Source organism: Pseudomonas sp. NPDC089569, from assembly GCF_050280625.1.
In the GTDB taxonomy this organism is placed as follows: domain Bacteria; phylum Pseudomonadota; class Gammaproteobacteria; order Pseudomonadales; family Pseudomonadaceae; genus Aquipseudomonas.
Genome location: NZ_JBNNVQ010000023.1, coordinates 1 through 12,595 on the forward strand (window position 1 = coordinate 1; position 12,595 = coordinate 12,595).

The following is a 12,595-nucleotide window of genomic DNA, read 5'->3' on the forward strand; positions in this document are numbered from 1 at the left end:
CTTAAGGACTCTACAAGAAATACTGTATCCAAATAGGCTTGAATCGGTGGAGGTCGATCGACGTCTGTTGGGCTAAAAAGGTAATTTAGTTCCGCGATGTAGAACTCTTTTGGGCACTTCTTTTTTCTAGACGCACCGGCAAGGAGATCAGTCAGTGATTGTGCAAAATACTCATTACTCGCAGAGAGAGCCCTGAAAATTATCATGCCAGTTTCTGGGTTTGACGAAATCAGTAGTCCAGCTTGCTCTAGGTCTCCAGTGACTTTAGAGAAACTAGGGTCTATTGCTGTGCCACTTACTCGCCCGCGCGATACTTCTCTGCCGTTGAGAGCTCTAAATGATTCTACTGATATTTCAAGCTTGCTCTTCGGCATATTCTAATTCCCCAAGAGCTTTCTTCATATCCCTGACAAGCTCTGCTGGAGGGCGTTGAATTATAATGGAGTCGGTGTCCGAATCGTAGTAAACGGTTTCGGTACGTAGGTCGTTCACATCAAAACTCACGCTAATGGAGCCAAAGCGGCGACTTACGCGCATGAGCTTTTTATAAGTTGCAGGATTTGGAGAAAAAATCTCACTGACTTCGTAGTTGTTTTCTCTGACATACTGTACAAAGCTTTCAGGGTCTTGTTCGTTTATGTGCGCAGAGAGAGCCGTCAGATTTACCGGAGCTTCTTCTTGCTTTCGCTCATTGCAGAAATTGTAAAGCCTGTCTCGAGTTAACTGACAGCGATCTGCATCCCATCCTTGAGTAGCACAGTAATCCTCCATAGCTTTTACGGCAACTTCAGTATTGTGCTTTGCGTCAGTATATTCTGTACAAGATATGGCGGCCCTGAAATATTGAGTGATCTCAGACTCGCCGGCTCTACGTTTTATAAAAGACAAGTAAGGCTGCTGGTTATTCTGCCATTTTTCGATATCAACGCGTGCAGCTTCATGTAGGTGGCTAATATCGAATGAGAGAGAGTTATTGAGGTCGAGGGTTTCCTCATCAATGCCCACCCCCTCCTTTAGCTTAAGCATCGCAATTAAAAGCCAGTCTCTTCCTTGGTTAGTGTATCGGACAAACAGAGGCCAACTCGTAGTGGCCATGAACTGGTCTTTCATCCTGTCGGCAATGAGATCACAGGATGTATTGCTAAATTCGATGATGTCAGACTGTTCGTTGGAATAGTCCTGCATAATGTTTGGGAATGGGTGAGCAGCTCCCTGCCCAAAAGTACCATAGCCATTACTCAACTTTGTATAAAGAGCTAGGACGTCTGTACACAACGTAGTGAGTCGATCATCCAGGGGCAAAACAACAGGTCGGCGGCGCATAGCAATAGAATCCGCACCGTTTGTTTCTTTAGCCTTCAAAACCCCGTGAATTATTGACTCTCTGATTTCCATCGCTAGAAAAACTCCCTGCTGAATTTATTGGTTCTGTGGCGTCTGGCGAACTATGACCGCCTTGATCTGGAGACCAAGCCTACGATCAAGGTCTCCTACAGGCAAGCAAAACGCCACCACACACGTGACCGTTCGGAAGTCTCTTCCGCTCCTCGTTCGTATAGGTATCAACGTTTTGTCTGGTTTCGACTCAATCGTCCCTTATTTTGTAGACAGATGGACTGACCCCTTTTGGCCGATTCCAGCCCTTCCTGACAAGCAGAAATCGGCCAGAAGCGCACACACAACGTCGACTTACTTCCCGGAAAACAGCGCCAAACGAACAGCCAGCCCCATGAAAACCGCACCCAATAGCTGATTCAGTCGCTTGGCAATACTGGCATTGCCGGCCAGCTTGTTCCCGACCTTGCTCGCCAAGAGAATCACAGCCCCATTCACGACCAATCCGATGGCATTCAAAATGGTCGCAAATGTCAGCATTTGCACCACCAGGGAGCCTTTGGTGGGGTCCACGAATTGGGGAAACAGAGCCAGTACAAATAGCGCCATTTTCGGATTCAACAGATTGGTCACCAGACCTTGTCGAAAAATGCGCAATAGCGGCGTGGTGGGCAAGGCTTCATCCGGTGCCAAGGGTGACAAACTACTGGTGATCGCCTTCCACGCAAGAAATGCCAGGTACGCGGCACCGGCGAATCTGACGAGGTCGTAAGCAGCGGGCACAGCGGTCACCAACTGCGACAGTCCCAGTGCTGCGGCCAATGCGTGGCAATAAGTGCCTGCCTGAATGCCGGCAAGCGATACAAAGCCCGAAGCTCGACCTTGGCTAAGGCTGCGCGAAGCGATCAACAGCATGTCTGGGCCAGGCGTCAGTGTGAGCGCAATGCAAGCGCCTGCAAAAAGTAATGCTACAGAAACGTCGATCATGGATGCCTCAGGCTCAGATTGTTGAAGTCGCCTTGCAGGCGAACGAAGGCATTTTACAAAAGGTGACGGCAGCCATGAACTACCGGGCAACTCAGGGCCTGGAAAATCCACTCAATCAAGAAGGCGCCCAATGGGGATGGGCGCCTTCTCTGTTCTTTCCGGGATTTAAAGACGCCCCTGAAAAGGGCTTTGGTGATTTACAGAATGTTCAGCGGATAGTTGAAGATGAGCCGTATGTCGTCATTGCCAGGGCCGATATCGTTGTTGTTGGCGGCCTGGATGTAAGCATCGTTGGCGCGAAAGTAAGCGACACGCAGGCGCATGGAAAGATCTTTGGCCGCGCCATCCTGTACGACATACCTGAATTCGACGTTGAGCTCGCGCTCGCGGCCTTCGGGGCCTTCTGTCGTGCGGATATTGTCGCCGTACACATAACGGGTCATGAAACTCAGCCCTGGAACGCCGTATTCCGCCATGTTCAAGTCGTAGCGCCCCTGCCAGGAACGCTCTTGTGCACCGTCGAAGTCGGACATCTGGATGGAGTTGGCCACATAAACGGCATCACCGCCGTCTACCCCATAGGCATAGGGGGTGTCGCCGGAAGAGCGTTGATACGCAACAGTGAACTTGTGCGCCCCCAGCCTGTAGGCCGTTGCAAGACTCCACAGGTTGTTGTCCACCTTGCCGGATAGTTCTTGTCCCTGGCTATGGGTGTTGTAGGCATTGAGGTCGAAGTTCAACGCCTGCCCCTCTGCGAGAGGCAGGTTGTAATTGATGTTGAGGTACTTCTTCTTGAAATTGTTTTCAACATTGGAAGCGGCGACACCAGCCACAAGATCCGGGCTGAACTGATAGGACGCACTAGCGAAATCGGCAGCGTCCAGACCCGCACTGTCATTGAACTGCCCTGTCTGGGTACGCAGCGCGGTGAAGTGGCCGGCGTTTAATTCCAGCCCCTTGATTTCTTTACTGGTCACCAGGGTGCCGGTCGAGACTTCGGGAATCAGGCGGCTATCGCTCATGCTGAACACCGGGTTGACCACCACTTGATTGCCGTATTTGGCGACGGTGTCAGAAACGCGAAATTTGACTGCGCCCCCCGCGGCCGACTGGGTTTTAGCTTCGGAGCCATCATTGTTGACCTGAAACATGGCATTGCCTGCACGGCCCTTGCCGCCGTCGAGCTTGACGGTACCTATGGCATAAGTATCGACACCCACTCCGATGGTGCCTTGAGTGAAACCGGAGGTGTAATTGATTCGCTCGGCCAGGCCGGTGTCCTGACGATAACCGCTTCTGCCACCGTTGGTGGGGTTGCTGTAACCGTGCTTGAAGTCGCGGTTCATGTATTGCAGGCGAGTCAGGATCGAGAGAGTGCTGTCGTCAACGAAACCCTTGCTGTCGTCCTGGGACGCGGCCATCGCCAGTGGCGAGAGGCTGGCGGCAACCGACAGGGCAAGAATGTTCCACTTCATCATATGCATGGTGCTTTGCTCTTTTTTTATTATTGAACGTACGGTCACGCCCATCTTTCTGATCGGGGTGACTGTTTATTTTTGGGGTTTCCGTGGGAGCGAGCCTGCTCGCGAAAGCCGTTTTCCAGGCACACAGGCACGGCCGCTTCGCGAGCCGGCTCGCTCATACAGGGTTTGTACGGGAGTGGTTGAAGCCGCTTTTCAACCAGTCGAGTGATAGCGCGCGAACCGCCAGAGGCTTTGCGACTCTTTTGTCAGATGGCGCAAGCCGCTGCGGTCGAGCATGCGTTCCGACTCCGCTTGCACCTCGGCCAACACTGCCGCCTCGTCGACGGCGCGCACGACGTAGTCCTCCATCAAAATCTTGCCGTCGACGATGGTGGTGCACACGTCCGCGCCGTTGGCGAAGCAGGTGACACGGTGGACCGGCATGTTCATCGGCATCAGGTGCGGCTTGAACAGGTCGATCAGGATGATGTCGGCTTTCTTGCCGACTTCCAGCGAGCCAATCTCGTGCTCCATCGAGAGTGCCCTGGCGGCATCGATCGTGACCATTTCCAGGACTTTGCCCTGGGGCAGGATGTCCGGGTCGCGGAAATGGCGGCGGTGGTAGTGCATGCACTGGAACATATGGCGGAACATGTCGTAACCGCGGTCCGGGGCGGCACCGTCAGAGCCCAGGGCGACCGTGACATTGGCCTCGATCAGCTCCGGCACCGGGCAGCGCCCCAGGATCGACATGATGGCGCTCGGGTTGTGCACGATGCTGGTCTGGGTCTCGCGGCACAGGGCGATATCTTCCTCGGTCAGGTCGATGCAGTGCGACATGAAAGCGTTCGGGCCGAGCAGGCCCAGCTCACGATGGGCCAGCGCCAGCGTGCCGGCGCGATGGCCATCCTGGGTGAACGTCAGGCCATAGCGATGGGCCAGCGCCCGGTAATCCCGAGCTTGTTGGCGGAACAAAGGTGCCAGCGCCAGATGCTCGAGCTCGTACTGTGGCGCGTACACCGGCAAGGTGATGGCAATGCGTACCCGGCCGTCGCCCATACCGTCGCAGGTCCGGGCGACTTCTTCGCAGACCTCGAACATGGTCTGGAAACTGACCACGCGCCGGGTGGGCGGTTTTGTCGACCAATCCAGATAGGTGCGCGGCGCTGGCGGACGCGACGGTCCGACGGCGACCACCGAACGGGTACCGATTTCGGCGACTGCGCGGGCGTGGCGTTGCGCATAAATCGGATCGTCGACCCGCATGATCGAGTCGCCTCCGCCCAACATCGACACGCCGGTGGTAGTGCCGCATTTGAGTCGTTCCAGGGCCGACAACCGGGCCTCGACTTCCCAGAACTCCACGCCGGAGGCCGAGGTGTAGATGGTCTGGCAAGCCTCCATCCAGGCATCGCCCTCCCCGCCGCCGATGGTTTTGAGCATGGCGTGGCCGGCGTGGGCGTGGCTGTCGATCAAGCCCGGCAACACGGCCTTGTTGCGGGCATCGATGATCTTTGGCGCGGTATAGCGAGCGCGCAGTTCATCCGTGCTGCCCACTGCCACAATGCGGTCGCCGAGCACGGCCACCGCGCCGTCCTCAATGACGCGCCGTTGATCGTCCACTGTAATGACCACGCCGTGCTCGATCAGCAGGTCGACTTTGTTGAAGGGCGCATTGGCGTCGTAGTGATGTGTCATACAAGGAATCCGGTGAAAGTGTTTGGAATCACAAACGGCTGTGCAACAGGCTGCCATTTTTCGCCACGACGTTGCCGCGGCTGATCACCGTGCGGGCCAGCGGTCGAGACACAACGGCCTCGCTCAGGGTCTCTGTCGGCAGCAACAACAGGTTGGCGGTTTGCCCGGTTGCCAATCCGTGATCACTGCGCCCAAGCGCCCGCGCCCCATTGCCGGAAGCGGCGTCAAATGCTGCGCAGATGTCCACGTCCGTCCTCATGCCGCAGCGCAACGCCAGCAGCATCGCGCGTTCGAGCATGTCGCCATTGCCCATGGGGGTCCATGCGTCGCGAATGCCATCCGAACCCAGGCACACGTTGACGCCCGTCGAGCGCAGTTCGTTGAAGGGCGGGATGGCAATATCCGATGGCGCCGTGGTCATGAGCGAAACCCGATTGGCCGCCAGACGTTCAGCCAATGGCTGTACCTGAGACCAGTCTTTCATGCCCAGGCAAAAGGCATGGCTGATCATGACTCGCCCCTGAAGCTGATAACGCTCGGTGAAATCAACGATGCGAGCGATCTGCCAAAGCCCCAGCTCGCCACCGTCATGCAGGTGGATATCGATGCCGCGATCAAACTTGCTCGCCAGCTCGAACAGGATCGTCAGGTGCGCGATGGGATCGTTGTCGATGCCGCAGGGGTCCAGCCCCCCGACGACCTCGACCCCAAGCGCCAAGGCTTCGCGCATCAACGCTTCAACCCCGGGGCGGTTGACCAGGCCCACCTGCGGGAAGGTGACGAACTCGATATCCACCAGATCGGCATAGCGTTCGCGCAGCGCAAGCATGGCTTGCACATGCTCAATCCCCAACTCGGGATCGGCATCCACATGACAGCGCACCGTCAGCGAGCCGCGAGCGATGCATTGCTCAAGCAGGGCACCCGCTCGTTCGGCAATGGGTGATTGCAGCTCGCGCAGGATCTGCCGCTCGTTGGCGATGCGTGCCTTGAGCGTCGGGCCTGCGCTGTGCGGGCGCCAGGGTTGGCCCCACAGGGTCTTGTCCAGATGGATGTGGCTTTCCACCAGCGACGGAACGAGTAATTGACCCTGCCCGTCAAGGTCAGCGCCGGCAACCGGATGGCCGCTGGCTGGCCGACGATCGCCGATGCGACCGTCAACAATCAGCAGGTCTTCATTTTCACCGCCGTAAGGGCGGACATTACGCAACCAGAACGTCATTGGAACCTCATCACTGTTGGAATGCGCCCCGCTGCCAGATGGACAACAGGGCCCTTTACCCAAAGGGCTACTTCAAGTTGCCGGCCAGGAACTGCTTGAGGCGTTCGCTGCGGGTGTGCTTGAACAGTTGCTCCGGGTTGCCTTCTTCCTCGATCTTGCCCTGGTGCAGGAAAATCACGTGGTTGGAGACCTCGCGGGCAAAGGCCATTTCGTGCGTCACCACCACCATGGTTCGCCCCTCTTCCGCCAGGGCCTGCATCACCTTCAGCACCTCGCCCACCAGCTCCGGATCGAGGGCCGAGGTCGGCTCGTCGAACAACATCACTTCCGGTTCCATCGCCAGGGCCCGGGCAATCGCCACGCGCTGCTGCTGGCCGCCGGACAGGTGCGACGGGTACTTGGCCTCCATGCTCGCCGGCAGGCCGACCTTGGCCAGGTACTTGCGCGCCCGGGCCACGGCCTCATCGCGGCTCAGGCCCAGCGCATGCATCGGCGCCTCGATCACGTTTTCCAGCACCGACATATGCGCCCACAGGTTGAAGTGCTGGAACACCATCGACAGCTTGGTGCGCATGCTTTGCAACTGCTTCTGGTTGGCCACGCGCAACCCGCCGTGCTTGTCCTTCTCGGTGCGGATTTCCTCGGCGTTCACCGTGATGCGCCCGGCGCACGGCTGTTCGAGGAAGTTGATGCAACGCAGGAAGGTGCTCTTGCCCGAGCCAGAGGAGCCGATGATGCTGATCACATCGCCAGCCTTGGCCTTGATCGACACGCCCTTGAGCACTTCGTGATTGCCATATTTCTTGTACAGATCGTCTACGGTCAGTTTGTACATGGTGTTGCCCTGTGTATGCGGCCTTCAGGCGGCCTGGGGTTTCAGGAAGGCCAGCCAGCGGGATTCACCGCGACGAAATAGCCAGACAAGCGACAGCGCAATCACCGCGTACAACAGTGCGGCGATGAAGAAGGCTTCGAATGAAGCATAGGTGGCCGAGTTGACGTCACGGGCGACCTTCAGGATGTCGGGCACCGTGGCGGTGAACGCCACCGAGGTCGAATGCAACATCATGATCACCTCGTTGCTGTAGTACGGCAGTGCGCGACGCAAGGCCGAAGGCAAGATGATGCGGCGGTACAGATTGAACCGGGACATGCCGAAGGCGCGGGCCGCCTCGACCTCGCCATAGGGCACCGACCTGATCGCACCGGCAAAGACTTCCGTGGTGTAGGCGCAGGTATTGAGCGCGAACGCCAGCACCGTGCAGTTGAAGCCTTCACGAAAGAACATGTCGAGGAACTCGTGCTCGCGCACCACGCTCAAGCTGTAGATGCCGGTGTAGATGATCAACAGTTGGATATAGAGCGGCGTGCCGCGAAACACATAGGTGTAGAACCAGACCGGAAGCCGCACGAACCTGTTTTTCGACACCCGTGCCACGGCCAGCGGCACCGACAGCACGAAACCGATGGCAATCGACAGCACCAGCAGCCACAGGGTGATTGCCAGGCCGGAAAAGTTGACGCCGTCCGACCACAGGTACGCTTGCCAGTATTCCTGGATAATCGCGATCACAGTTCTGCCTCCCGAATGCCGACGGAGTAATGATGTTTAAGCCAGGTCAGGACGCCATTTGAGAGAGTGGTAATGGCGAGGTAAATCAGCGCGCCGATCACCGTGAAGTAAAACAGCTGCATGGAACTCTTGCCGGCGTCCTGGGTGGCCCGGACGATATCGGACAGGCCGATGATCGACACCAGTGCAGTCGCCTTGATCATCACCTGCCAGTTATTGGCGATACCGGGCAAGGCAAAACGCATCATTTGCGGGAACAGGATGCGAGAGAACCCCTGCCATGGGCTCAGGCCATAGGCCATGGCCGCCTCCAGCTGGCCACGCGGGACCGCCTGGAAAGCACCGCGGAAGGTCTCGGTAAAATAGGCACCGTAGATGAACGCGAGGGTCGCGACACCGGCGAGAAAGGGATCAATGTCGATCTGATCCATTCCCAGCCCTTCGGTAATCTGGTTCAGGACTATTTGAATGCTGTAGAACAACAGCAGCATGGTCACCAGATCAGGAACACTGCGTATCATCGTGGTGTAAAGGGTGGCGATATTGCGCAACCAACGATTACCCGACAACTTGGAACTGGCGCCAGCCAAACCAATGATGACTGAGCCCAGCAGCGATAATGTCGCCAGCTTCAGTGTCATCCAGGTGCCGCTCGCAATCAGCGGCCCATACTCTACCAAGGACATTACATTCTCCTTGAACCCGACACTGCGACCGTTGCCGCCTGACGTGTCCAATCGTGCTTTTCTTGTTTTTGAATGCGGCAAAGTCTGGATTCGTAAATCAGTCGAGTAGATTCAGGGCGAACGACTCCACCGCGAACAGACTTTGCATTGCCTGTCTAACTGTTGTTTTTCCTGCTTTCCAACTTTGCAACTACACGGAAAGTTGCAACCCGTCAGTTGTACACATCAAAGGAAAAGTACTTGTCGGATATCGCCTTGTAAGTGCCATCACTGATAATCGCGGCAAGCGCCCCGTTGATCTTTTCGCGAAGTTCAGTGTCTTCCTTGCGCAAACCGATCCCCGCGCCTTCACCCAGGGTTTTCGGGTCTTTGAGCAACGGGCCGGCAAAGGCAAAATCACGACCGGCCTCGGTTTTCAAAAAGCCCAGATCGGCCTGGACCGAGGATTGCAGCGCAGCATCGAGGCGGCCGGCGATCAGGTCTTGATACACCAGGTCCTGGTTCTGGTAGGTCGTCACGGTGACACCCTTCGGCGCCCAGTAAGCCCTGGCGTAGGTTTCCTGGGTGGAGCCCTGCTCGATCCCGACACGCTTGCCTTGCAGGGATTCGGGGGTTGGCAGCAGAGGCGAGCCTTTTTTCGCAATCAGACGGGGCAGGACATTGCTGATCTTGTCGGAGAAAGCGATCTGCGCCAGACGCTTCTCGGTCATGCTCATGGAAGAAAGAATGCCGTCGAACTTCTTGGCCTTGAGTGCCGGGATGATGCCGTCGAAAGAGTTTTCAACCCATACACATTTGACCTTCAGCTGTTCGCAGATGGCGTTGCCAAGATCGATATCGAAACCCACGAGCTGGCCATCGGGTGCCTTCGACTCGAACGGGGCGTAAGTGGGGTCGACGCCGAAACGAATGACTTGCAAGTCTTTTGCGTACACGCCGCTCGCGGCCAGGGCCAGAACAACCGAAACTGCAAACTTCTTCATTTTATTCTCCGTATGCATATTGGTGCTGAGGTTTAAGGTGCTGAGGTTTAAGGTGCTGAGGTTTAAGGTGCTGCGGTTTAACAATGGCCGGCCCTTTCAATAAAAAGGCCCGCCGGGCATTGCACCTTGATGTCGCGACAACAGGATGCAAAAAACTCCAATCGCAAACTGCCTTGTATTCAATGTCCTCAATAACCGGTCATGCCGTGCCGGCAGGCTGGGGTCACAGCCCTTGCATGCTGCGTCGGTAGCTCGCCGGAGCGAATTTGACTGTCAGCACCGCCATCGCGCCGAGCACCCCGACATGCAACCACCAGCCGGTGATGAAGCTTGCGCCGCAGTCGCGCAGCCAGCCGATCAGCCAGGGCGCGCTGGACGCGAGCAAAAACCCGACCCCCTGGACAAACGCCGCCAAGGTGCCGGCCGCTTGCGCCCCGGACAAATGGTCGAGGCTGAGGATCAGGCTCAACGAGAAGAACCCGCCGAGGCCGAAACCGGCCATTGCGACCCACAACCAGGGCGCGGCGTTGGGGGCCAGCGCGAAGCCGGTGAAACCCGCGGCCTGTAGCGAAATCGTCAGCCATAACGCCGCGCGGCGATCAATGCTGCGACGGGCGAGCATCGGCAATGCGAACGCCGCCGTCGCCTGGAACATCGCCAGCCAGGCAAGCAAGTTGCCCGACGCTTGCAGGCTCATGTTCTGCTGCTGGTAGAAGGACGGCAGCCATGCCACCAGACTCGAGTAGCCGCTGTTGGTGAGCCCGAAATAGGCGGCCAACTGCCAGGCACGCCGATTCCTGAAGAAACTGCGGGTCGACACCGGCGCAGGTCCGTCAGCGGCTAGCGGCGCAGTGCGTGGCGCGCACACCCACCACAGCAAGAACACGACAAATGCTGGCAACGCCCAGATGGACAGCCCCAACCTCCAGCCGCCATAGGCATTCAGCCAGGTACTGGCCAATGAGCCCAACGCCCCGCCGCCCACCAATGCAGCCGAGTAAAGTCCCATCGCCATGGCGATGCGATCGGCGAACCAACGCTTGGCGACACCCGGCATCAAGGCCTGGATCATCGCCACGCCGGCACCGGCCAGACCGGCGCTGGCAATCAACTGCGCGCCGTCCTGGACCACGGCGCGATACCCGCATCCGAGCATCAACAGCAACAATGCGCCCGCCAGCGCCCGACGCTCGCCGAGGCGACGAGCGACACCAATGCCCATGAAGGCAATCAGGCCCATCAGCACAAAAGGCAAAGTGGTCAACATCGCGGCGGCGCGAAAATCGAGGCCGATGTCGACGCGCATCAAATCAAGTACCGGCCCTACCGACGTCAGGAATGGCCGCAGATTCAAGCCCAGCAGCACCAGCAGTACCAGGGCCGCCAACGACACCTTGTCCGCGCACGACACGTTCGGCGCGATGCCCTGCTCCGTCGCCACCGCTGCGGGTGCCGGCTCGGCAGCATTTGGCTGCAATAGCGTCGCGTCACTGGTCATCACGTTGTCCTTGGCCATTGGGGTCATCGGGCCGCTTCAGCGGCTGTTCGATGAGAGTAAAAGCAGGTGCTATTATTCGGAAATGAAATGTTCGAATGCCTATTAGTGGGAAATCAAATGACTGCGACACTGATCGATCCGCTGCTGCTCAAGAGCTTCGTCGCAGTGGTAGAAAGCGGCAGCTTCACCCGCGCCGGGGAGCGCGTGCACCTGAGCCAATCAACCATCAGTCAACAGTTGAAGCGCCTCGAAGAGCAGCTTGGCTGCGAGCTGCTCAACCGCAGCGGGCGCTACGTCGTCGCCACCGAGGACGGCGAACGTTTGCTCGGCTATGCGCGCCGGCTCCTGGGGCTGATGGAAGAGATGGTGGAAGAGTTGCGCAAGGGCCACGCACAGGGCGAGGTGCACATCGGTGTTCCGGAAGACTTCGCCTCGGACTTGCTGACACCGACGCTGGGCGCCTTCGCGCGGGCGCATCCGTCGATACGGCTGGAGATCAGCAGCGGGCTGAGCAACACGCTATGGAAACAATTTTGCGCAGGCGACTATGACCTGGTGCTGATCAAACAACGTCCGGGCCAGGCTGTGGGCCACGCCGCCTGGCCCGAACCGTTGGCCTGGTTCGACAGCCTCAGCGAACCCACGTATGAACGCGACCCGCTGCCGCTGGTGGTGTTTCCAGTCGGCGGCCTGTATCGCGATGAAATGATCCACGCCCTGGAGAGCGCCGGCCGACGCTGGAGCATCGGCTACAGCAGCGCAAGCCTGGCCGGCATCCGTTCGGCCGTGGCTAACGGTCTGGGCGTCAGCGTGCTGCCCTCACGACTGGCACTGCCTGGCCACCGACGGTTGGGCGCAGCCGAGTCCTTCGCCGAACTGGCGCCTCTGGAAATTGCACTCCACCTGCGCCCCGATGCCCCTCGCCGCGTGATCGACCTGGCCGAACAACTGGCAACCCTCTGCACCGAGGTGACCGGCCACGCCGGCTGACCTGGCTGGAAAGGCCTGCGTGGAATCATTGTTGAAATCGCAAGAGCGAGCCTGCTCGATTGCAGCAAGAGCCGGTGAAGCCGATCGGCGGCCTGCACCGCAACGCCTTTGCCGGCTATCCGTCCACAGCCCCTTCCCCACGCCCGATCTATCGATTTAT

The 12,595-nt window shown here is 58.1% G+C and carries 11 protein-coding genes and 1 pseudogene; 1 reads left to right on the forward strand and 11 read right to left on the reverse strand.

Translation table 11 applies throughout. The features are described 5' to 3' along the window. The 11 genes and pseudogenes from ACQKP2_RS12490 to ACQKP2_RS12540 form a co-directional block, all read right to left on the reverse strand. Positions 1-374: pseudogene (locus ACQKP2_RS12490) on the reverse strand (hypothetical protein); the annotation flags it as partial. Next, positions 355-1,395 carry a nucleoid-associated protein gene (locus ACQKP2_RS12495; RefSeq protein WP_427576762.1) on the reverse strand — a complete coding sequence of 347 codons (1,041 nt, stop codon included), beginning with the start codon at positions 1,393-1,395 and terminating at the stop codon, positions 355-357. The pseudogene ACQKP2_RS12490 and the gene ACQKP2_RS12495, both read right to left, overlap by 20 nt. Positions 1,396-1,689: 294 nt before the next feature. Then, on the reverse strand, positions 1,690-2,322 hold the full coding sequence (locus tag ACQKP2_RS12500; protein ID WP_427576764.1) for a LysE family translocator: 633 nt from the start codon (positions 2,320-2,322) through the stop codon (positions 1,690-1,692). 197 nt (positions 2,323-2,519) lie between these two features. Next, complete coding sequence (locus ACQKP2_RS12505; protein WP_427576766.1) at positions 2,520-3,806, reverse strand: OprD family porin; 1,287 nt, start codon at positions 3,804-3,806, stop codon at positions 2,520-2,522. A 192-nt stretch (positions 3,807-3,998) separates the two neighbouring features. Continuing rightward, on the reverse strand, positions 3,999-5,483 hold the full coding sequence (locus ACQKP2_RS12510; protein WP_427576768.1) for an amidohydrolase family protein: 1,485 nt from the start codon (positions 5,481-5,483) through the stop codon (positions 3,999-4,001). A gap of 28 nt (positions 5,484-5,511) precedes the next feature. Beyond that, positions 5,512-6,705 carry an amidohydrolase family protein gene (locus ACQKP2_RS12515; RefSeq protein WP_427576770.1) on the reverse strand — a complete coding sequence of 398 codons (1,194 nt, stop codon included), beginning with the start codon at positions 6,703-6,705 and terminating at the stop codon, positions 5,512-5,514. Positions 6,706-6,772: 67 nt separating this feature from the next. Continuing rightward, positions 6,773-7,540 (reverse strand): ABC transporter ATP-binding protein, encoded by a 768-nt coding sequence (locus ACQKP2_RS12520; RefSeq protein WP_427576772.1) that lies wholly within the window; start codon positions 7,538-7,540, stop codon positions 6,773-6,775. 24 nt (positions 7,541-7,564) lie between these two features. Continuing rightward, positions 7,565-8,278, reverse strand: a complete 714-nt coding sequence (locus ACQKP2_RS12525) for an ABC transporter permease (RefSeq protein ID WP_427576774.1) — start codon at positions 8,276-8,278, stop codon at positions 7,565-7,567. Further along, a complete protein-coding gene (locus ACQKP2_RS12530) occupies positions 8,275-8,964 on the reverse strand; it encodes an ABC transporter permease (RefSeq protein WP_427576776.1) in 690 nt (229 codons plus the stop codon). The genes ACQKP2_RS12525 and ACQKP2_RS12530 overlap by 4 nt, the downstream gene beginning before the upstream one ends. 212 nt (positions 8,965-9,176) lie before the next feature. Then, on the reverse strand, positions 9,177-9,947 hold the full coding sequence (locus ACQKP2_RS12535; protein WP_427576777.1) for an ABC transporter substrate-binding protein: 771 nt from the start codon (positions 9,945-9,947) through the stop codon (positions 9,177-9,179). Between the two features lie 223 nt (positions 9,948-10,170). Further along, a complete protein-coding gene (locus ACQKP2_RS12540) occupies positions 10,171-11,472 on the reverse strand; it encodes a cyanate transporter (RefSeq protein ID WP_427576778.1) in 1,302 nt (433 codons plus the stop codon). A 90-nt stretch (positions 11,473-11,562) separates the two neighbouring features. Here ACQKP2_RS12540 and ACQKP2_RS12545 point away from each other — a divergent pair, with 90 nt between their 5' ends. Continuing rightward, complete coding sequence (locus ACQKP2_RS12545) at positions 11,563-12,435, forward strand: LysR family transcriptional regulator (RefSeq protein WP_427576780.1); 873 nt, start codon at positions 11,563-11,565, stop codon at positions 12,433-12,435. The last annotated feature ends 160 nt before the right edge of the window (positions 12,436-12,595 follow it).